Annotated in this window: 19 protein-coding genes and 1 other annotated feature; of the genes, 16 read left to right on the forward strand and 3 right to left on the reverse strand. The window is 54.5% G+C overall.

Going from position 1 to position 21,162, the window contains the following annotated elements; all coding sequences use genetic code 11:
• Positions 1-131 precede the first annotated feature (131 nt).
• The 8 genes from pgeF to AC2TF6_RS09150 all read left to right on the forward strand — a co-directional run bounded on the left by pgeF (position 132) and on the right by AC2TF6_RS09150 (position 7,554).
• On the forward strand, positions 132-986 hold the full coding sequence (pgeF, locus tag AC2TF6_RS09115; protein WP_491310766.1) for a peptidoglycan editing factor PgeF: 855 nt from the start codon (positions 132-134) through the stop codon (positions 984-986).
• Between the two features lie 49 nt (positions 987-1,035).
• Positions 1,036-1,719 (forward strand): YggS family pyridoxal phosphate-dependent enzyme, encoded by a 684-nt coding sequence (locus AC2TF6_RS09120; RefSeq protein ID WP_491310767.1) that lies wholly within the window; start codon positions 1,036-1,038, stop codon positions 1,717-1,719.
• A gap of 36 nt (positions 1,720-1,755) precedes the next feature.
• Complete coding sequence (locus AC2TF6_RS09125; RefSeq protein ID WP_009671786.1) at positions 1,756-2,181, forward strand: cell division protein SepF; 426 nt, start codon at positions 1,756-1,758, stop codon at positions 2,179-2,181.
• Between the two features lie 30 nt (positions 2,182-2,211).
• A complete protein-coding gene (locus AC2TF6_RS09130; RefSeq protein ID WP_009671841.1) occupies positions 2,212-2,487 on the forward strand; it encodes a YggT family protein in 276 nt (91 codons plus the stop codon).
• Complete coding sequence (locus AC2TF6_RS09135) at positions 2,487-3,266, forward strand: YlmH family RNA-binding protein (protein WP_491310768.1); 780 nt, start codon at positions 2,487-2,489, stop codon at positions 3,264-3,266. The genes AC2TF6_RS09130 and AC2TF6_RS09135 overlap by 1 nt, the downstream gene beginning before the upstream one ends.
• Before the next feature lie 109 nt (positions 3,267-3,375).
• Complete coding sequence (locus tag AC2TF6_RS09140) at positions 3,376-3,861, forward strand: DivIVA domain-containing protein (protein WP_009671797.1); 486 nt, start codon at positions 3,376-3,378, stop codon at positions 3,859-3,861.
• 70 nt (positions 3,862-3,931) lie between these two features.
• Positions 3,932-4,209 (forward strand) — a binding site (T-box leader).
• A 90-nt stretch (positions 4,210-4,299) separates the two neighbouring features.
• Complete coding sequence (gene ileS, locus AC2TF6_RS09145) at positions 4,300-7,062, forward strand: isoleucine--tRNA ligase (protein WP_491310769.1); 2,763 nt, start codon at positions 4,300-4,302, stop codon at positions 7,060-7,062.
• 69 nt (positions 7,063-7,131) lie between these two features.
• Positions 7,132-7,554, forward strand: coding sequence for a DUF5665 domain-containing protein (locus AC2TF6_RS09150; RefSeq protein ID WP_491310770.1), 423 nt, complete (start codon positions 7,132-7,134; stop codon positions 7,552-7,554).
• 37 nt (positions 7,555-7,591) lie between these two features.
• Here AC2TF6_RS09150 and AC2TF6_RS09155 read toward each other — a convergent pair whose 3' ends face one another.
• On the reverse strand, positions 7,592-8,329 hold the full coding sequence (locus AC2TF6_RS09155) for a TraR/DksA C4-type zinc finger protein (RefSeq protein WP_326052845.1): 738 nt from the start codon (positions 8,327-8,329) through the stop codon (positions 7,592-7,594).
• A 141-nt stretch (positions 8,330-8,470) separates the two neighbouring features.
• On the opposite strand from AC2TF6_RS09155, the gene lspA reads away from it, so the two are divergent.
• The 3 genes from lspA to AC2TF6_RS09170 all read left to right on the forward strand — a co-directional run bounded on the left by lspA (position 8,471) and on the right by AC2TF6_RS09170 (position 11,171).
• Positions 8,471-8,968, forward strand: coding sequence for a signal peptidase II (gene lspA, locus AC2TF6_RS09160; RefSeq protein WP_009671789.1), 498 nt, complete (start codon positions 8,471-8,473; stop codon positions 8,966-8,968).
• On the forward strand, positions 8,965-9,930 hold the full coding sequence (locus AC2TF6_RS09165) for an RluA family pseudouridine synthase (RefSeq protein ID WP_491310771.1): 966 nt from the start codon (positions 8,965-8,967) through the stop codon (positions 9,928-9,930). The genes lspA and AC2TF6_RS09165 overlap by 4 nt, the downstream gene beginning before the upstream one ends.
• Positions 9,931-10,007: 77 nt before the next feature.
• Entirely contained in the window at positions 10,008-11,171 is a 1,164-nt protein-coding gene (locus AC2TF6_RS09170; RefSeq protein WP_491310772.1) for an aminotransferase A, read from the forward strand.
• Between the two features lie 77 nt (positions 11,172-11,248).
• Here the strand turns inward: AC2TF6_RS09170 and AC2TF6_RS09175 are convergent, their stop codons facing one another.
• Positions 11,249-12,514 carry an N-acetyldiaminopimelate deacetylase gene (locus tag AC2TF6_RS09175; protein ID WP_491310773.1) on the reverse strand — a complete coding sequence of 422 codons (1,266 nt, stop codon included), beginning with the start codon at positions 12,512-12,514 and terminating at the stop codon, positions 11,249-11,251.
• A 177-nt stretch (positions 12,515-12,691) separates the two neighbouring features.
• The gene (dapD, locus tag AC2TF6_RS09180) at positions 12,692-13,402 is read right to left on the reverse strand and encodes a 2,3,4,5-tetrahydropyridine-2,6-dicarboxylate N-acetyltransferase (protein ID WP_009671804.1); all 711 of its coding nucleotides are present in this window, start codon (positions 13,400-13,402) and stop codon (positions 12,692-12,694) included.
• A 423-nt stretch (positions 13,403-13,825) separates the two neighbouring features.
• Here dapD and pyrR point away from each other — a divergent pair, with 423 nt between their 5' ends.
• The 5 genes from pyrR to carB all read left to right on the forward strand — a co-directional run bounded on the left by pyrR (position 13,826) and on the right by carB (position 21,117).
• Positions 13,826-14,377, forward strand: coding sequence for a bifunctional pyr operon transcriptional regulator/uracil phosphoribosyltransferase PyrR (pyrR, locus tag AC2TF6_RS09185; protein ID WP_218228420.1), 552 nt, complete (start codon positions 13,826-13,828; stop codon positions 14,375-14,377).
• On the forward strand, positions 14,374-15,285 hold the full coding sequence (locus AC2TF6_RS09190; protein ID WP_218228421.1) for an aspartate carbamoyltransferase catalytic subunit: 912 nt from the start codon (positions 14,374-14,376) through the stop codon (positions 15,283-15,285). Before pyrR ends, AC2TF6_RS09190 begins: the two co-directional genes overlap by 4 nt.
• 129 nt (positions 15,286-15,414) lie before the next feature.
• Positions 15,415-16,707, forward strand: a complete 1,293-nt coding sequence (gene pyrC / locus AC2TF6_RS09195; protein ID WP_491310774.1) for a dihydroorotase — start codon at positions 15,415-15,417, stop codon at positions 16,705-16,707.
• 35 nt (positions 16,708-16,742) lie between these two features.
• Positions 16,743-17,921 (forward strand): glutamine-hydrolyzing carbamoyl-phosphate synthase small subunit, encoded by a 1,179-nt coding sequence (gene carA / locus AC2TF6_RS09200; RefSeq protein ID WP_491310775.1) that lies wholly within the window; start codon positions 16,743-16,745, stop codon positions 17,919-17,921.
• Positions 17,908-21,117: a carbamoyl-phosphate synthase large subunit gene (gene carB, locus AC2TF6_RS09205; protein ID WP_491310776.1), complete on the forward strand. Its 3,210-nt coding sequence runs from the start codon at positions 17,908-17,910 to the stop codon at positions 21,115-21,117. The genes carA and carB overlap by 14 nt, the downstream gene beginning before the upstream one ends.
• Positions 21,118-21,162: the final 45 nt, after the last annotated feature.

Genomic DNA, 21,162 nt, shown 5'->3' on the forward strand with positions numbered 1-21,162 from the left:
CCGCTATAAAACGGAGACGCCCCTTTTTCATACCTGCCGAACCGCCAATTTTTGTCGTCTTATGACCGATATGGTAAACTTGAACAAGCAGAGAAGGCCGCTGTAGGCCGGGGATACGGAGGGGACAAGCAGTGGAACCGTTTGTATACAAGAAATCATATTCCAGTGAACCGGAGCTTTTTGTGCTGGAAAGGCTTCAGGAACGTTTTCCTTTCGTTCAGGCGGGATTTACATCGCGTCACGGAGGAGTGAGTTCGGCTCCTTTCGATTCGCTTAATCTGGGCCTGCACGTAAACGATGCGGACGAGGATGTCGTCGAGAACCGGAGGAGACTTGCCGCAGCGCTCGGAGTGCCCTTTGAAGCGCTCACGTTCGGCGAACAGGTGCACGGCAAAGAGGTAGCGGTCATCGAAAAGGAGCAAATGGGAAGCGGACGCATATCGCGTGCCGATGCGATTCAGGACAAGGACGCGTTTATTACCGCCGGAAAAGGGATCATGCTCTGCGCCTTGTACGCGGACTGCGTTCCGCTTTATCTGATCGATCCGGTAAACCGGGTCGTAGGAATCGCCCACGCCGGCTGGAAAGGAACGGTCCAGAATATCGGAGCGGCTGCGCTTGCTTCGATGACCCGCTCCTTCGGAAGCAGGCCGGAAGACGTGTATGCCGTAATCGGCCCTTCCATAGGCGGCTGTTGTTACGAAGTGGATGATTATGTCGCGGGCCGCGTTTACGAGAGCCATCTGGATACCGGCATTTCCAAAAAACAGACGGAAACTGTCGTTATCCCCCGTAAAGAAGGCAAATATCAGTTGAATTTGCAGGAATGCAACCGACAATTTCTTGAGAAAGCAGGAATTTTGTCGTCGCATATAGAAGTAACAGAGTTATGTACGAGTTGTTCGACCGATCTGTTCTTTTCCCATCGTAAAGAAGGGGGTTCGACCGGGCGTATGGCAGCCTGGATTGGTCTCAGAAACGACTAATCCGGCCTCGACAACATACAGACAGCATGGAGGGAGTGAACCGCTGCTGATGAATTTGCAGGCGCGTATTGAAGATGTGCACCACCGCATTGAGGCGGCTTGCCGGCGGTCCGGCCGCAGCCCTGAAGACATAAACGTGATCGCGGTTACGAAATATGTATCTCTGGACGCCACGCGCGAAGCTCTTGACCATGGGTTAACACAGGTGGGAGAGAACCGCTGGCAGGATGCCAAAGAAAAATGGGAAGCACTCGGAGACCGGGGAGACTGGCATTTTATCGGGCATTTGCAAACGAACAAGGTGAAGGACATTATAGGGAAATTCGCGTATATCCATTCTCTGGATCGTGCTTCGCTGGCCAAAGAGCTGGAGAAAGAGGCCGCCAAACGGGATCTTTCCGTCAAATGTTTTATACAAGTGAACGTATCCGGCGAGGAATCCAAATACGGACTGCCCCCGCAAGAGCTGGAATCCTTCGCGAAGGATTTGAAGCAGTACCCCCATCTTCAGATCGTCGGCTTGATGACGATGGCTCCGCTGGAGGCCGAAGCGGAAGCGACCCGGCCCGTATTCAGGAAGCTGCGCGAGTTGAGGGACGCGCTTAACGCCGAGCAGATTCTGCCGGAACCTTTGCGGCATTTGTCCATGGGAATGTCGGGAGATTTTGAAGTGGCAATCGAAGAAGGCGCAACTTGGGTGCGTTTAGGTACCGTACTTGTCGGAAAGTCTTGAATCAATACCATCTTTTCCACAGAGGAGGAGCGTCGGATGGGCGTTATGAATAAATTTATGAATTTTATCGGACTGCAGGAAGAAGAAGAGGTTGTAGAACGGGAAAGAATTGTAGAAACTCCCGAAGAACCTGAAACCCCGGTGCAGGAACAACGTACGAAACAGAGTAAAAATAACATTGTGAGCATTCATTCGCAGAAAAACAGCCGCGTAGTGCTTCACGAGCCTCATTCTTTCGACGATTCCCAGGAGATTGCGGATCATCTGCGTTCCCGCCGGACCGTCGTCGTGAATTTGCAGCGGGTTCGTCCTGAACAAGCGGTACGTATTTTCGATTTCCTGAACGGGACCGTTTATGCGCTGAACGGATCGATCTCCAAGATCGGACCGAATATTTTCCTGTGCGCCCCGGATTCCGTAGAAATTCAGGGATCGATCTCGGATTTTTTGCATGAAGCTTAGCAGTGGACAAAAAGGTTGAGGTGAAAGCGGTTGGTCATGAACATTTACGGGTTGATTGATACATTGGCCCAAATTTACTTTTATATGATTTTCGGTTACGTGCTGCTTTCCTGGTTCCCGAATGCTCGCGAGAGCTTTATCGGCGAACTGCTGGCGAAACTCGTGGAGCCATATCTGAGCGCATTCCGCCGTTTTATCCCGCCGATCGGCCCGCTTGATATTTCTCCGATCGTTGCCATGGGCGTATTCTGGCTCGTCGTCGCAGGCCTTAAAGTCGTGGTCGGCTACATTTTGAGGATATTCTAGTGGCTAAAGATATCTACGGGCATTTTCATCCCGATGAGCATGTTTTCGTGGACCGGGCCCAGGAGTGGGTCGAGAACGCCGCCCATCACAAAGTGAAGCGGACGGACTTTCTCGATCCCCGGCAAGCTTTTATCCTGCGTACACTGGTTAACCGCAACCCCGACGTGAACTGCAGATTGGATGGCGGGTATCCGGATGCGGAACGCCAGAGAGCGATTCTCGGGCCGGATTACCTGGATCTCTCGGGCGAAGATATGGGGCTGAGAGTCCTGTCCGTAGAATCCGGTGACAGCAAGTTCCAGGCGCTTAGTCACGGCGATTATATGGGAGCGATTCTGGCGCTCGGCATGAAAAGGGACAAGGTAGGGGATATTAACGTATCCGAACAGGGCTGCCATTTCGTCGTGGCGGAAGAAGCGGCCGATTATCTTCATCTCAATCTTAGCCAAGTGCATCGCGTCCATGTGACGACCGAGATTTTGCCGATCGATAAGTTGAGACCGTCCGCCGTCAAACTGGAGGAGATGTCGCTGTCCGTAGCTTCTCTCCGTCTGGATGGAATTGTAAGCGATGTATTCCGATTAAGCCGGGCCAAAGTTCTCATTCCGATCGGAGCCGGCAAATGCAAAGTGAACTGGAAGCCCGAAGAGAATCCGAGCGTCCCCCTGCAGGAAGGCGACGTCGTTTCTTTGCAGGGCTTTGGGCGTTTTCGTGTCCTGGAAATAGAAGGAGTGACGAAGAAAGGCAGAACCCGCATGAAAGTGGGCAAATACGTTTAACCTATTTTTAAGTGCGAGGAATAAAGGATTTTTCGCTTTTCTGTCGAAATTCTATTTCTTAACTGAACCGTACAAACTCTCCACCGGTTAACATTCTAGGAGGTGCACCATGCCCTTAACACCACTCGATATACATAATAAAGAATTTGCGCGCTCTTTCCGCGGCTATGACGAAGATGACGTGAACGAATTTCTGGACCAGGTCATCAAGGACTACGAGGCCGTTATCCGTGAAAACAAAGAGCTTCAAAACCAAATTCTGGCGCTGCAGGAACGGCTGGATCACTTCTCCAATATTGAAGAAACGTTGAGCAAAACGATTATTGTCGCGCAGGAAGCCGCCGACGAAGTGAAGAACAACGCGAAGAAAGAAGCACAGCTTGTACTCAAGGAAGCGGAGAAGAACGCCGACCGGATTATCAACGAATCGTTGACGCGTTCCCGTAAAGTTTCGATGGAAACCGAAGAGCTAAAGAAGCAGGCGAGCATCTACCGCACACGTTTCCGCACTCTGCTCGAAGCGCAGCTGGAGCTCCTTCAGGATGAAGGCTGGAAGACGCTCGATCACGATAAGGTGCTTGAACTCGAGAAGTAATCGGCTTCCAAGAACGGGTTTCATTGACTACCAGACCCGGATTAGATATACTTCGGGTAACTGAATCTTTCGTAAAGCGATGACTGGGCCAAGTATTCCGTACAGCAGTGTCAGCGAGTTAGGGTGGGTGTGAGCCTAATCTCTGCAGCGGACGAAAATCCCCCAGGAGCGTCTCTTGAAAAGCGAAGTAGAGAGCATCGGGTAATTCCGTTATCGATTCGTCGAGTGAGACTGACAACCGGTCGTCATTTCTTTCATGCGGGAACCGGATTTCTGTTTGAGGGGATGGCAGCGGACCGGAACGGTCTAACAAGGGTGGTACCGCGAGCTTAACTTCTCGTCCCTTTTGGGATGGAGAAGTTTTTTGTATTTTAGAGAGCTAGAAGGAATTGTCCCGGAAGGGATAATCAGCGTACTAAGACTAGGGAGTGAATCATTTTGGATTACGGAAAAACATTGCAGCTGCTGAAAACGGACTTTCCGATGAGAGGTAACCTGCCCCAGGCGGAGCCCAAAATGCAGGCGCATTGGGAAGAAAACGATATTTACGCGAAAGTGCAGGAAAGCCGCAAAGGGCGGGAGAAGTTCATTTTGCACGACGGGCCTCCGTACGCCAACGGGGACATTCATATCGGCCATGCGCTGAACAAGATTCTTAAGGATATTATCGTCCGTTTCAAAACGATGCAGGGCTATGATGCGCCGTATGTTCCGGGCTGGGATACGCACGGACTGCCGATCGAGCAGGCTATCGCCAATAGCGGCAAAGTGGACCGCAAAAAGATGTCCGTTGCCGAATTCCGTAAATACTGCGAAGAATACGCGCTCCAGTGGGTGGAGCGGCAGAAGGAACAGTTCAAGCGTCTCGGAATCCGAGGAGACTGGGATCATCCTTATATCACCCTGCAGCCGGAATATGAAGCCGAGCAAATCCGGCTTTTCGGTGAAATGGTCAAAAAAGGCTACATCTACAAAGGCCTGAAGCCGGTGTATTGGTCTCCTTCTTCGGAGAGCGCTCTGGCTGAAGCCGAGATCGAATACAAAGAAAAAACGTCTCCGTCCATTTATGTCGCTTTCGATGTAGCGGACGGCAAAGGCAAGCTTCCTCAGGAAGCGGCTTTCGTCATTTGGACGACGACACCTTGGACGCTCCCGGCGAATCTGGGCATCTCCGTTCACCCGGACTTTACGTACGCTGTCGTGGAAGTGAGCGGCAAAAAATACGTGCTGGCCGAAGGTTTGCTGGAATCGGCTGCGAAGGCAATCGGCTGGACGGACTATAGCATCGTGTCCACGGTTAAAGGCAGCGAGCTGGAGAACGTGACCTGCAAGCATCCGTTCTACGACCGGGAGTCGCTTGTCATGCTGGGCGAGCACGTTACGCTGGAGGCCGGTACAGGTTGCGTTCATACCGCTCCCGGCCACGGTGAGGACGACTTTATCGTCGGGCAAAAATACAAGATCGGCGTCCTTTGTCCGGTGGACGATCAAGGACATTTCACGGCGGAAGCGCCGGGGCTGGAAGGCGTTTTCTACGAAAAAGGAAACAAAACGATTCTGGAATGGCTGGAAAACAGCGGACACCTGCTTCACGCTTCCTCCATCAATCACCAATACGCGCATGACTGGCGTACGAAAAAGCCGGTTATTTACCGGGCGACGGAGCAGTGGTTTGCTTCCATCGATAAATTCCGCGATGAAATGCTGGAAGAAATCAAAAAAATCAAATGGACGCCTAATTGGGGGGAGATCCGTCTTCACAACATGATCGCGGACCGCGGAGACTGGTGTATTTCCCGCCAGCGCGTGTGGGGTGTACCGATTCCGATTTTCTACTGCCGCAGCTGCAATCATCCGATCGTAAACGATGAGACCATCGAGCATGTGGCCCAACTGTTCGAAAAGGAAGGCTCCAACGCGTGGTTCACGATGACGGAGAAGGAGCTTCTGCCGGAAGGCCTTTCCTGTCCGGAATGCGGCCATGGCGAGTTCCGCAAAGAAACGGACATCATGGACGTCTGGTTCGATTCGGGTTCCTCCCATGCGGGAGTGCTGGCCAAGCGTCCCGAACTGCAGTGGCCGGCCGATCTGTACCTGGAAGGTTCCGACCAGTACCGCGGCTGGTACAACTCCTCCCTGATCACGGGCGTGGCGGTAAAAGGCCAGTCCCCGTACAAGGGAATTTTGAGCCACGGCTTTACTCTGGACGGAGAAGGCCGCAAAATGTCCAAGTCGCTCGGCAACACTGTCGATCCGAGTCAAGTGTGCAACAAGCTTGGCGCCGACATTTTGCGTCTGTGGGTATCTTCGGTGGATTATCAGTCCGACGTGCGGATTTCCGACAACATCCTGAGCCAGATTACGGAAGTGTACCGTAAAATCCGCAACACGCTCCGTTTCCTGCTGGGCAATTTGAGCCATTTCGATCCGGTGAAGGACCGTGTGGATTTCGCTCAAATGAGCGAGCTGGACCAGTATGCCGTTATCCGCCTCAACAGAATGACGGAAAAAGTAACCAAAGCTTATGACGCATATGAGTTCCATGTCGTTTATCAAGCGGTTCATCACTTCTGCGCCGTGGAGATGAGTTCGTTCTATCTGGATATCATCAAAGACCGCCTGTACGCGGACGCGGCCGACGATTCCGCCCGCAAAGCTTCGCAGACGGTTCTCTACGACGCATTGCTTGCTATCACGAAGCTCATTGCGCCGATCCTGCCTCATACGGCTGACGAAGTGTGGAAATACATCCCCGGCGTGGAGCTGGACAGCGTACAGATCAGCGAACTACCGGAGATCCGCACGGATGTGTATAATCAGGAGCTGGAACAGAAGTGGGACGGCTTCCTGAATATCCGCGACGAGGTGCTTAAAGCGCTGGAAGAAGCGCGCAAGAACAAAACAATCGGCAACTCGTTGAGCGCCGCGGTTGATTTGTACCCGAGCGATGCGGCGTTCAAGCTGCTCAGCGGTTTCGACAAGCTCGACACGCTCTTCATCGTCTCGGCCGCCACCCTGCATAATCCGTCCGAGAAAGCGCCGGAAGGAAGCTATGAGGCTCAGGATCTTGCTGTGCAGGTGTCCGTCGCCGAGGGAGAGAAATGCGAACGCTGCTGGATAGTCACGCCGGAAGTTGGGCAGAACAAAGAACACCCGACTCTGTGCGCAAGATGTGCGGAAGTAGTTTCCCGCCTCGAATAACGCAGCCCAGGTAATGAAATTCGCCGCCGTGTGGAGATAGGGGATACCAAATCTGCAGGAGCGATTTTCTTGGATAACCTGAACGAAGAACGGAACGAACGGAACAAACCCGTTAAGGCCCAAGCTCCGGAGGAACATGCGGAGCTTGAGCACCGGGATTTGCCAACCAATGCCGCCCTTACGGGCGATGAGGAAAAACGGCTCATTCATCATATCCATGAGAAAGTAACCGAATTAGCGGCCAATATCGAACGGACGCAAATTGCCGATTACGTGACGCTGATGAACAAGCCGCGCAGACTCATTTTCGCGAATCTCATAGCGGGGATTTCCAGAGGAGTGGGGCTCGGTCTCGGCATTACCGTATTCGCCGGTACCATTCTCTACGCACTGAAAGCTCTGGGCGCTTTGAACCTGCCCATTATCGGCACCTACATTGCGGACCTTGTGGAGTATGTCCAGTTTCAACTGGAAGGGCGCCGGTTTTATTAACCGGGTGCGTTACAAAGGAAAACGCAGAGCCGCTTGTTCAGCTCTGCGTTTCTTCCGATGTATAATCCGGCTCAAGAAGAGGATCTCCTTCTTGATTATCCATATAAGAGCGATAGGCTTTATTGCGAATAACGGATACATGATTGCCGTAAATATCGGTGGCAAGGAAGCTTTCGAACGGTTCCACGTAGCCGTCAAGCTCGTCTGCCTCGACGTACATGGCATTATAATCGCCTATGTTCGGATCTTCCGCCATGGCGGGAGAGTCGGAATTGCCCCAGCTCTCCACGATCTGCCAGGCGTCTTCGCCGTCAAACTGATTTTGGTCGGAGCGTTCGTCCAGACTGGTCCGTCCGAAAGGCGGGGCAAGAAATTCCTCTTCCACCGGTCTTCTGTCGGATGCGTGCCGGTTCGGCACATGCTCCAGGCAGTACTGGGTTGTCGGAATAGCGCTTAAACGCTCGTAGGGAATGGTTCTGCCGCACTCGATGCAAATTCCGTAGGTGCCGGCAGCCAGCCTTTCCAATGCGAGATTGACCTGATCGAGATGACGTTCGGCATTTTCAAGCAGAGCGATGTCTTTTTCCCGCTCGAACATTTCCGTTCCCAGATCGGCGGGATGATTGTCGTACGTGGACAACTCTCCGGTGTTCTCGCCCATGGCCTGGGACATTCCGAAGTGTTCGTCGAGCTCCAACTGCTCTTTAAGTTCTTTTTTTTCAATTAAAAGCTGCTGTCTGAGTTGATCCGTTTGATTGGAAGTCAGTATACGCATGGGGGTACATCTCCCTTCGGAAGGTGGCCTGCAGCAATAGGGTTTACGAAGGCTCCCTTTTTTAGTGTGGAAAATGAAAGCACCGCAGCCAAACGTTTAACGGGCGACACGCGACAAGCCGTCGTCAGAGGAGGAATCCCGTTGTATTATTATTTACTTGCACTTATCGTCTTTTTGATTGACCAGGGGACCAAATGGCTCGTGGTTAAAAACATTCCGCTGCATGACTCCATTCCGGTGATTGGCGAGTTCTTCCAGCTGACTTCGCACCGCAACCGCGGCGCCGCCTTCGGAATTTTGCAGGACCAGCGCTGGTTCTTCATCCTGGCTACTTTGATAATCGTCGTTGGAGTCGTTTTGTATCTCAACAGGACCCGTAAAGCCGGGCAGAAGCTGATGTCGCTGGCGCTCGCTCTGCTTTTGGGAGGCGCGGTAGGGAATTTCTTGGACCGTCTTCTTTTCGGCGAGGTTGTCGATTTCCTTCAACTGCATTTTCAGTTTTCCTTTTTCGGCAAAGCGGTCGACTACATTTACCCGATTTTCAACGTGGCGGACTCCGCGATCGTCATCGGCGTCATTCTGATTTTTATCGATTCGATCATCAGTTGGAAAAATGAAAAAAGAGGGACGGCATCATGAGCGAACAAAACAACAATGAGTTGGAACAAAACGGCATGGATGAAACGGAAAGCGAACCGACGCGCTGGCAGGTCGAGGCCGGGCAAAACGGCGAAAGAATCGACAAGCTTCTGTCCGATGCCTTGGACGGAGTGTCGCGTACGCAAATTCAGCAGTGGATTAAAGACGGTCATGCCCGGGTGGACGGCCGGAACGTAAAGCCTAACTACAAGCTGTCCGAAGGGCAGGTCGTCGATCTTGCCATTCCGGATCCCGAACCGCTGGATATCGCCGCGGAAAACATCCCCCTGGATGTCGTTTACGAAGACGGGGACGTCATCGTGATCAACAAGCCGCGCGGACTGGTGGTGCATCCGGCTCCCGGTCATTACAGCGGTACGCTGGTGAATGCGCTGATGCATCACTGCAAAGACTTGTCGGGCATCAACGGGGTTATGAGACCCGGCATCGTTCACCGCATCGACAAGGACACTTCCGGATTGCTGATGATCGCCAAAAACGATCAGGCCCATGCAAGTCTGGCCGAGCAGCTTAAGGAGCACAGCGTGACCCGCAAATATGTGGCGCTCGTCCACGGGAATTTGCAGCACGACCACGGAACGATTGACGCCCCGATCGGTCGGGACAGCTATGACCGCAAGCTGTACACCGTGACGGACAAAAACTCTAAACACGCGGTCACGCATTTTGCCGTATTGGAGCGGTTTGACGGGTATACGCTGGTGGAGCTTAAACTTGAAACGGGCCGGACTCATCAGATCCGGGTCCATCTCAAGTTCATCGGGCATCCGCTCGTCGGAGACCCGTCCTATGGCCGCAGCAAGGGGATGACCATGGACGGTCAAGCGCTTCACGCGCAGATTCTCGGTTTTACCCATCCGCGGACAGGAGAACGGCTCGAATTCGAGGCGCCGATTCCGGAGGATATGGCGGATCTTTTACACCGTCTGCGCAATCTGTAAGGACAATCAGGGACAGGCGGAAGCCGGTCCCTCTTTTTTAAAACTAAGCGAACCTTTGGAGAGGGGAAGCAGTCGGTATGCAACCAATCATTAATCCGCAGGTAAAAGAAATTCAAATTTCGGGTATCCGTAAAATTGCGAATAAAGTCGCGGCAATGCCGGACGCACTGGCTTTAACGATGGGACAGCCGGATTTTCCGACGCCCGCCCATATTGTGGAGGCCGCGCAGAAAGCGCTCCAGGCAGGCAGGACGGTGTACACGCCCAATGCCGGACTTCCGGAGCTTAGAAAAGCCGCGGCGGACTTTGTCGGCTCCAAATACGGGCTGTCCTATGACGGGGGCAGCGAAGTCATCGTGACGACGGGGGCAAGCGAGGCGCTCGACATTACGCTAAGAACCATTCTGACGCCGGGAGCGGAAGTTATTTTGCCCGGGCCGATTTATCCGGGCTACGAACCGCTGATCCGGCTGTGCGGCGGAGTCCCCGTTTATGTGGACACGCGGCCTTACGAGTTCAAGATGACCGCAGCCGCTCTGGAGCCTCATTTGACGGAGCGAACACGCTGCGTCGTTCTCGGCTATCCGAGCAATCCGACGGGGCAGATCATGACCAACGCGGAACTGGCCGAGCTGGCAGCTCTTCTGGGAAGCCGGAACCTCTACGTCATTTCCGATGAGATTTACAGCGAGCTGGTGTACGGATCCGAGCACGCTTCGATTGCCGCCCTGCCGGGCATGAGAGAGAAGACGATCGTAATCAACGGTTTGTCGAAATCCCATTCCATGACCGGCTGGCGGATCGGCTTTACGTTTGCCCCGGAAGCCTTGACGCAGCACATGGTCAAGGTGCATCAGTACAACGTCACCTGCGCGAGCTCCATCTCGCAGTATGCGGCTGTCGCGGCGCTCACCGCAGGCCGTGACGATGCTCTTCCGATGCGCCAGGCCTACGAGAACAGGCTGGAGCACGTGTACGGCCGGCTCCAGTCGATGGGACTGGAAGCCGTTAAACCGCAGGGAGCTTTCTACCTGTTCCCTTCAATTGCCCGGTTCGGGCTCGGATCGGAACAGTTCGCTTACAGGCTGCTGGAAGAGCAGCGGGTCGCGGTCGTTCCGGGAGACGCGTTCTCACCGCTGGGCGAAGGTTACATCCGGCTGTCGTACGCGTATTCGCAGGAGGTACTCGACGGAGCGCTGGACCGGCTGGAGGCCTTCATCCGCAAACTCGACCGGAGCTGATCTCCCGCCGCGTGCCTATAAAAAAATCCCCTTTATCCGACCCGCTGCCTGGCAGAGGGGAGATAAAGGGGATTTTTTTAACCGGACTGTGCGGATTTCCAGCGGAGGTAGCTGTCCACTGTCCGGATGGCTACACCGATGGCTCTTTCATCGGGTTCAATGCGGGCATGATGGAGGCCGTAAGGCGTTTCGGCGCCCAGCCAGAACATAAAGCCCGGGATTTTCTCCAGGAAATAACCGAAATCCTCACCCGTCATCGCCTCTGTGCATTCGTACAGACGGACGGGGATCTGCGGCTCGGACCAGGAGGAAGGGCTGTCTGCTTGCGCCTGGCCAGCTTCGGCAGATTCCGAGCCGTAAACGGTGCCGGTTGCGGATTTGTCAGCTAAGGAACCGCCAGACACGCCGGCTCCAGCGGCTGTATCCGTTTTTTGCAGCCAGTCCATAAATTCCAGCGTCAGCGTTTCATTGTTATACACTTGAAGGTAATTGGAGCCCCAATCAATGGACGCCGTGCAGTCGAATGAAGATTCGATACCGTGAACGACTCCTTCGATTCTCGCTTTAATCAGCTGCATGGATTCGGCGGAGAGCGTGCGGATCGTGCCTTCCAGCCGGGCGTTCTCGGCGATGATGTTCTGCTTGGTGCCCGCACTCATTTTGCCGATCGTGACAACGGCCGAGTCGAGAGGATTGATGTTGCGGGACACAATCGTGTGAAGCTGCCCGACAAGCTGGGAAGCGGCGACCACCATGTCGTTGGAGAGATGCGGATACGCCGCGTGGCCTCCCTTGCCCTTAAGGTCGATAAACAGTTCGGACGTATTGGCGAACAAGATGCCGGGCTTGACCGCGATGGTGCCGACGGGATATTCCGGCGCGATATGAAGGCCGACCATCTGCTCCGGCATCCAGTCGCTTAGTTCGGCGGAGTCCAGCATAGGGAGCGCTCCCCCGGGACCTTCTTCCGCGGGCTGGAACACGACGACGAGGTCGTCTTTCATCGGGCGCTGAGCGAACTGCGTCACAAGGCCGGCGCCGATGGACATGTGCACATCGTGCCCGCAGGCATGCATATATCCCGGGTGCTCGGACTGAAACGGATAGCCGGTTTCTTCCGGAATCGGCAGGCCGTCCATATCGGCCCGGTATCCGAAGCGTTTGGAAGGATTCGTCCCTTTGATATACACCAGAATGCCGGTGCGCCACGTGCGGATTTCCATCCGTTCCTGGGGCAGAGTTTGCAAATAATCGAGCAGCATGCGCTGGGTTTTAAATTCCTGGAAACCCGGCTCGGGTATCCGGTGAAGCTGGCGCCGCAGTTCAATAAACGGGCTGGTCACAGTCGTTCTCTCCTTCTTTCGTTTGAATTTACATCCGCTAGATTGAAAAAAGGGCCCGGCGCCGGAAGCGCTGGGCCAAACAGCAGCGGCAGTCCGCCTGCCTTCAGGAAGGATGCGCGCATGCCGGTGTTGTTCTTTTTATGTACAAGCGGAACGTGAACGGAAAACCCGCAGGGTTTACAGCTCGCGAAGCTCTTTCAAAATTTCCGTTTTGGATTTCGTTTTGTCGTCGACTTTCTTGATGACACGGGCAGGCGTACCGGCTACAACCGTGAATTCAGGCACATCTTCCACTACAACGGCACCCGCGGCCACGACGGAACCTTGACCGATGCGTACGCCTTCGAGAATAACGGCGTTAGCGCCGACAAGAACATCGTCTTCGACTACGCAAGGCTGTGCGGAAGGAGGCTCGATCACTCCGGCTACAACCGCTCCGGCACCGATGTGGCACATGTTGCCGATTTGAGCGCGTCCGCCGAGGATGGCGTTCATGTCGATCATCGTGCCTTCGCCGATGGAAGCGCCGATATTGATAACCGCTCCCATCATAATAACGGCGTTGTTGCCGATGGAGACTTTGTCGCGGATGATGGAGCCAGGCTCGATACGCGCGTTAATGCCTTTCAGGTCAAGAAGAGGAATGGCGGAGTTGCGGCGGTCGGACTCGACTACGTAATCTTCTATGTTCTGCTGATTGGATTCGATAATGGCTTGGATATCCGTCCACTCGCCGAACAGGACACCGCTTTTACCGGAAATGAAGGATTGGATGCCCGTTCCGAAATCAACGGCTTCCAGGTTTCCTTTTACATATACTTTCACGGGTGTCTTCTTTTGGCTGGTTTTAATAAACTGGATAATTTCTTCGGTATTCATCTGTGTCATACTTCCACTCCTCCTGGGGTACGTTATCTTTATCATCATAGCAGATGAAAAGCGCTTACGCGATAGATTGTCCGAAAAAACGACAGGATACGCAGGACAGAGTCAAAATAACGGGGGTAAACACGCGGAGAAATGCGTAAAAGTATGTTTTTTTACGGTTGACTTCTTTTGTCGAAAATGGGATAATGGGCTTCAAGTGAATAGGGTACCTTTAAAATCAGTCCAGAGAGGCTGGCAAGGTCAACGTTTAAGCAGGAGCAGACTCCGGGGGAGAGCGTATTGCGGCGGTTAGCTGCAACTTCCTTCGGTTCCAAGCACCCGTCTGTTTCTGCACATGCGCTAACCTTCTTGCCTTCGGAGCAAGGAGGTTTTTTTATGGCCGAAATTCGAGAAACGCGTACCCGACAGAAGGAGGCAGTCGACATGAGCGAACATATGCATGTGCTGCTGGATGAAATGGCAGTAAGAAGGGCTTTGACCCGGATTGCCCACGAAATACTGGAGAAAAACAAAGGGGTCGGCAACTGTATGCTGATCGGAATCCGTACACGGGGCATCTACCTCGCCCAGAGGGTGGCGGAGAGGATTCAGGAAATCGAAGGCGTTCCGGTTCCGGTCGGGGAGATCGATATTACTTCCTACCGCGACGACCGGGTGAAAGTGCGGTCCGTGGATACGGTGCCGGGCGGAGACAATCTGAACATTCAGAGCAAGAAAGTCATCCTGTTCGACGATGTGCTCTTTACGGGACGCACGGTGCGGGCTGCTCTGGACGCCCTGATTGACCTCGGAAGACCGGAGATGATCCAGCTTGCCGTACTCGTAGACCGGGGACACCGGGAACTGCCTATCCGGCCCGATTATGTGGGCAAGAACGTGCCGACATCAAAGCTTGAGAAAATCGAAGTTCACCTGACAGAAGTAGACGAACATGACCGAGTGGTCATTATCCAGCAGCAGAGGGGGAACGAATGATGGGAGCCGTTAAATCACGCACAGCGAACCATTTCATCGGTCTGAAAGGGGTCAGCGCTTCTGAAATTAAAGCAATCCTGGATCGGGCGGATTTCTGGGAAAATCATCCGGATAAAGTGACGAACCGGTTAAAGGGGACCTTTGTTTCGAATCTCTTTTTTGAAAACAGCACACGGACCCGCTTTTCCTTTGAAATGGCGGAGAAAAGACTGGGAGCTCAGGTGCTGAATTTCTCCGCGGCGGAATCGAGCGTACAGAAAGGCGAGTCGATTTACGACACGGTCCGGACCCTCGAATCGATGGGAATCGACGCGGGAGTGATCCGGCTGAAGCCGGTCGGTCTGCTGGCCGAGCTCGCGGAGAAAATCAGCGTCCCCCTGATTAACGCCGGGGACGGAAACAACGAGCATCCGACGCAGGCGCTGCTCGACCTGTACACCATGCGCAGCCACTTCGGCGAATTGCGGGGGCTCACCGTCTCCATCATCGGAGACATTCTGCACAGCCGCGTGGCCCGCTCCAATCTGTGGGCGCTCCGTGAGATGGGAGCGAACGTCAAGTTCTGCGCACCGGCCAACATGCAGGCGCCCGAGCTGTCTGCTTACGCTCCATATGTATCGATGGAAGAAGCGCTGCAGGCTGACGTGGTCATGATGCTCCGGGTCCAGCTGGAACGGCACGAGAAGGGCATGATCTCTTCGGCCGAAGAATACCGCGCCAAGTACGGGCTTACGATGAACCGGCTGCAGCAGATGCCGGCGCACGCGATCATCATGCATCCGGCTCCGGTCAACCGGAACGTGGAGCTTGACGACGAGCTGGTGGAACACGCCCGCTCCAAGATTTTTACCCAGATTCATAACGGCGTACCTATCCGCATGGCTGTAATCGAACGGACACTCAGCTAAAGCAGGCCGGCAGGGAACGGTAAGAGCAGCCGGCAAACGGAAACGACTTGGACAAGTTGAACATATAAATTCAGAAGCGGCAACGGCGAGAGCGAATAACCGCTTTTCTATAGAGGAGAGGACAACGGCATGGGAATGTGGATCTTAAACGGAAAAATGCTGGACGCCTCCGGTAAGGAAACGACGGGGCATGTGCTGGTGGAAAACGGCAAAATCGCGGCGGTCACAGCCGGACAGGAGCAGCCGGACACAACCGGACATGAGGTTATAGAAGCGGCGGGCAAGCTGGTTTCTCCGGGCTTTATCGATATGCACGTGCATTTGCGCGAACCGGGTTTCGAACACAAAGAAACGATAGCAAGCGGAACGCGGTCGGCAGCACGGGGCGGTTACACCACGATCGCCTGCATGCCGAATACGAAGCCGGTTATCGATACCGTCGAAACGGTTAAGCTCATCCAGGGCAAAGCGGAGAACGAAGGAAACGGCGTGAAAGTTCTTCCTTATGGATGCATCAGCCGTAACCAGCTCGGCCGCGAACTCACCGATTTCGAAGCCTTGAAAGACGCCGGAGTCGTGGCGTTTACGGATGACGGAGTCGGGGTGCAGAGCGCCCAGATGATGAAAGACGCGATGAAGCGGGCGGCTGAACTCGGCATGCCGATCGTCGCTCACTGCGAGGACGAGACGCTGGTAGCCGGAGCGCCGGTTTCCGAAGGGACGTTCGCCGACAAGAACGGGCTTAAAGGAATACCGAACGAGTCGGAGGCGATCCATGTAGGCCGCGATATCCTGCTGGCGGAAACGACGGGCGTGCACTACCACATCTGCCATGTGAGCACGGAGCAATCCGTACGGCTGATCCGGCTGGGCAAGCAAATCGGCGTCAAGGTGACGGCGGAAGTTTGCCCGCATCACCTGCTCCTTTCCGAAGAAGATATTCCGGGCATGGATGCCAACTGGAAAATGAACCCGCCCCTGCGCTCCAAGCGGGACGTGGAAGCGGTGATCGAGGCGCTGGAGGACGGCACCATCGATATCATCGTGACCGATCACGCGCCGCACAGCGAGGAAGAGAAAGCCAAGGGCATGCAGCTTGCGCCTTTCGGGATCGTAGGCTTCGAAACGGCCTTCCCGCTCTTGTATACAAAGTTTGTCGCGACGGGCAAATGGTCGCTGGGCTTCCTGATCGAGCGGATGACTTCCAAACCGGCCGAAGTGTTCGGACTGGAATCCGGACGGCTGCAGGTTGGAAGCGACGCGGACCTTACGCTGGTTGATCTGGAAACCGAAAAAGAAGTGGATCCGGCGGCATTTTTGTCCAAGAGTCGCAACACGCCGTTCACGGGCTGGAAGCTGAAAGGCTGGCCGGTGCTGACGATGGCAGGCGGCAAAATCGCCTGGACGGAAACAAACGAATAGACAACACGAAACATATAGAGAAGGAGCTGAGGGGCATGAAGGCAAAGGCAAGACTGCTGCTGGAAGATGGAACGCTTTTTACGGGTAAATCGTTCGGGGCCGAAGGGGATTCGGTCGGCGAGGTTGTATTCAATACGGGAATTACGGGGTACCAGGAGGTACTGTCCGACCCGTCCTACTGCGGACAAATCGTGACGATGACTTATCCGCTGATCGGGAATTACGGCATTTCGCGGGATGACTTCGAGTCCGTGAGACCGTTTGTCCACGGGTTCGTCGTACGCCGGCACGAAGAGGCGCCGAGCAACTGGCGCGCCCAGTACACCTTGGGCAATCTGCTCAAAGAATACGGCATCATCGGTATCAGCGATATCGACACGCGCATGTTGACCCGTAAAATCCGTCATCACGGCGTTATGAAAGGTCTGCTGACCACTTCTGACCGCTCGGTTGAAGAATTGAAGGAAATGCTGCAGACGACTCCGCTTATGACCACTCAAGTATCGACGGTATCGACGCCGCATGTATTCAGCGCGCCGGGCAACCGCGAGCGTGTAGTCCTTGTGGACTTCGGAGCGAAGAGCGGAATTGTCCGCGACCTGACGAAGCGCGACTGCGACGTGGTTGTCGTGCCTCAGGACTCGACAGCGGAGCAAATTATGCGCCTTGCGCCGGATGGTGTTCTGCTTTCCAACGGCCCTGGGGACCCTAAAGACGTTCCTCATGCGGTTGAAACCGTCCGTCAGCTTCTGGGTCAAGTGCCTGTCTTCGGAATCTGTCTGGGTCATCAGCTGTTTGCCCTGGCCTGCGGCGCGGACACCGAGAAGCTGAAGTTCGGCCATCGCGGCGGCAACCATCCGGTGAAAGATCTCATTTCCGGACGCTGCTACATCACTTCCCAGAACCACGGCTATACCGTTAAAGAAGAATCCATCGCCGGTACGGACTTGATCGTTACTCACATCAACAACAACGACCGTACGATCGAAGGACTTAAACATAACCAGTATCCGGCATTTTCGGTCCAATATCACCCTGAAGCGGCTCCGGGACCTTTCGATTCGAGCTACCTGTTCGACGATTTCCTGACCATGATCCGCTCGCATCAAACCGACAACCCGCAGGCTCCGCGTCAAGCGCAAATGCTTGCCGCCTGGAAAGCCGAGCAGTCTGACAACACGTCGAAAGGAGAACTTCACTATGCCCAAAAATGAGAAGCTCAAAAAAATTCTGGTGATTGGATCCGGACCGATTGTCATCGGCCAGGCTGCGGAGTTTGACTATGCCGGCACACAAGCGTGCCAGGCTCTTAAAGAAGAAGGCTTTGAAGTTGTCCTGATCAACAGCAACCCGGCAACAATCATGACCGATACAAACATGGCCGACAAAGTATACATCGAGCCGATCACGCTTGATTTCGTTACCCAGATCATCCGCCAGGAGCGCCCGGACGGACTTCTTCCGACACTCGGGGGACAAACGGGTCTGAACATGGCGGTTGAGCTTGCACGTGCAGGCGTCCTGGAACAGGAGAACGTGAAACTGCTCGGCACACAGCTAACGGCTATCGAGAAGGCCGAGGATCGTGACTTGTTCCGCGATTTGATGCGCGAGCTGGAACAGCCGGTACCGGACAGCACCATCGTAACGACCGTGCCGGAAGCCGTGGACTTCGCTAACGAAATCGGCTACCCGATTATCGTACGTCCGGCTTACACGCTAGGCGGTACGGGCGGCGGGATCTGCCACAGCGAGGAAGAACTCGTGGAAACCGTGGCATCGGGTATCCGCTACAGCCCGATTTCCCAGTGTCTCGTCGAGAAAAGCATCGCGGGCATGAAAGAAGTCGAGTACGAAGTCATGCGCGACGCCAACGATAACTGCATCGTCGTCTGCAACATGGAAAACTTCGACCCGGTCGGCGTTCATACAGGCGACAGCATCGTCGTAGCTCCGAGCCAGACGCTTTCGGACCGCGAGTACCAGATGCTCCGCTCGGCATCGCTGAAAATCATCCGCGCGCTGAACATCGAAGGCGGATGTAACGTTCAGTTCGCCCTGGATCCGTTCAGCTTCCAATATTACGTCATCGAAGTAAATCCGCGCGTAAGCCGCTCTTCGGCGCTCGCTTCCAAAGCGACAGGTTATCCGATCGCCAAAATGGCGGCTAAAATCGCAATCGGCTACACACTGGATGAGCTCGTTAACCCGGTTACCGGCCAAACATATGCCTGCTTCGAGCCGACGCTCGATTACATCGTTTCCAAAATTCCGCGCTGGCCGTTCGATAAATTCATCAACGCCAACCGTAAGTTGGGGACGCAGATGAAAGCGACGGGCGAAGTGATGGCGATCGGCCGTACATTCGAAGAATCGATCCACAAAGCGATCCGCTCCCTGGAAATCGGCGTACACCGCCTGTTCCTGAAGGAAACCGATCTGCTGGATCAAGAAACTCTTGAGCTGCGCCTGCAGAAGCCGGACGACGAGCGTCTCTTCTTGCTTGCCGAAGCTTTCCGCCGCGGCTACACCATCGAACAGCTTCAAGACTTGACCCAAATCGACTGGTGGTTCCTGCACAAGCTGGACGGCATGATCCGGTATGAAGAAGAAATCGCTTCGGAAGAGTTTGATAACGAAGTGCTTTACGACGCCAAACGGATGGGCTTCACGGATCGTGCCATCGCCGAAATCCGCAGTCTCGCCGGCCGCAGCACATTCGTCAAAGAAGCGGAAATCCGCGAGTACCGTCTGAACCAGAACATCAAACCGGTCTATAAAATGGTAGACACCTGCGCCGCGGAGTTCGAAGCGACTACACCGTACTACTACTCCACCTATGAGATGGAGGACGAAGTGCTGGAAACCGAGAAGCAAAAGGTGGTCGTTCTTGGCTCCGGACCTATCCGGATCGGTCAGGGAATCGAATTCGATTACTCCACCGTCCATGCGGTATGGGCCATCCAGGCTGCCGGATACGAAGCGGTCATTATCAATAATAACCCGGAGACGGTTTCCACCGACTTTAACACGTCGGATCGTCTGTACTTCGAGCCGCTCTTCTTCGAAGACGTCATGAACGTTATCGAACGCGAGAAGCCGATCGGCGTCATCGTCCAATTCGGGGGTCAGACGGCGATCAATCTGGCTGCTCCGCTTTCCAAAGCGGGCGTACGCATTCTGGGCAGCGACCTGGAAAGCATCGATAAAGCCGAAGACCGCAAAAAGTTCGAAGCTCTGCTCCGCAAGCTTGATATCGCACAACCGCCGGGCGGCACGGTTACTTCCGTGGACCAAGCAGTCGGAACGGCTGCGCAGTTCGGTTACCCGGTGCTTGTCCGTCCTTCCTATGTGCTCGGCGGGCGCGCTATGGAAATCGTCTACTCCGATGAAGAACTTCTCAGCTACATGGAGTACGCGGTGAAAATTAACCCGGAACATCCAGTCCTGATCGACCGCTATATGCTCGGCAAAGAAGTGGAAGTCGACGCGATCTGTGATAAAGAAACGGTACTCATTCCGGGTATTATGGAACATGTAGAGCGTGCAGGGGTTCACTCCGGTGACTCTATCGCGGTCTATCCGCCGCAGTCCCTTTCGGACGCGATCAAAAATCAGATTATCGATATCACGACAAAAATCGGACTTGAACTTCAAGTAGTCGGTCTGGTCAACATCCAGTTCGTTATCCATAACGAGCAGGTGTACGTGATCGAAGTGAATCCGCGCTCCTCGCGTACGGTTCCGTTCCTGAGCAAAGTGACGAACATTCCGATGGCCAATGTGGCTACTCGGGTGATCATGGGGCAGAAGCTTACCGAAATGGGCTACCAAAACGGCCTTTGGCCGGAAGATAGCTTCGTGTCGGTCAAAGTACCGGTGTTCTCCTTCGCCAAACTGCGCCGCGTAGATACGACGCTCGGACCGGAGATGAAATCGACGGGCGAGGTTATGGGACGCGACGTCAACTTTGCGAAAGCTCTTTACAAGGGTCTTATCGGCGCAGGAATGAAAATTCCGGCCGCGGGAGCCATCATCGCTACCGTCGCGGACAAAGACAAGGAAGAAGCCGTGGAAATTTTCGGCGGATTCCAGCGGCTCGGTTACAAAATCATCGCGACCGGCGGTACGGCTCAGGTGCTCGAAGCCGCGGGCGTTCCGGTCACAACTGTGAACAAGCTGAGCGAAGGCTCGCCGAATATTCTGGATCTGATCCGCAGCGGGGAAGCGCACTTTGTCGTCAACACGTTGACGAAGGGCAAAACGCCTCAGCGCGACGGATTCCGCATCCGCCGCGAAGCGGTGGAAAACGGCGTCGTCTGCATGACCTCGCTCGACACGGTCCGTGCTCTGCTTCATATGCTCGAAGCGATCAACTTCTCGTCCCGCTCTATGCCGGTATACGCGTAAGCGGACGGGTTCAAACCAAATCAGGGGATGTGCGCATAACCGGCC

This window comes from Paenibacillus sp. JNUCC 35, assembly GCF_058269095.1.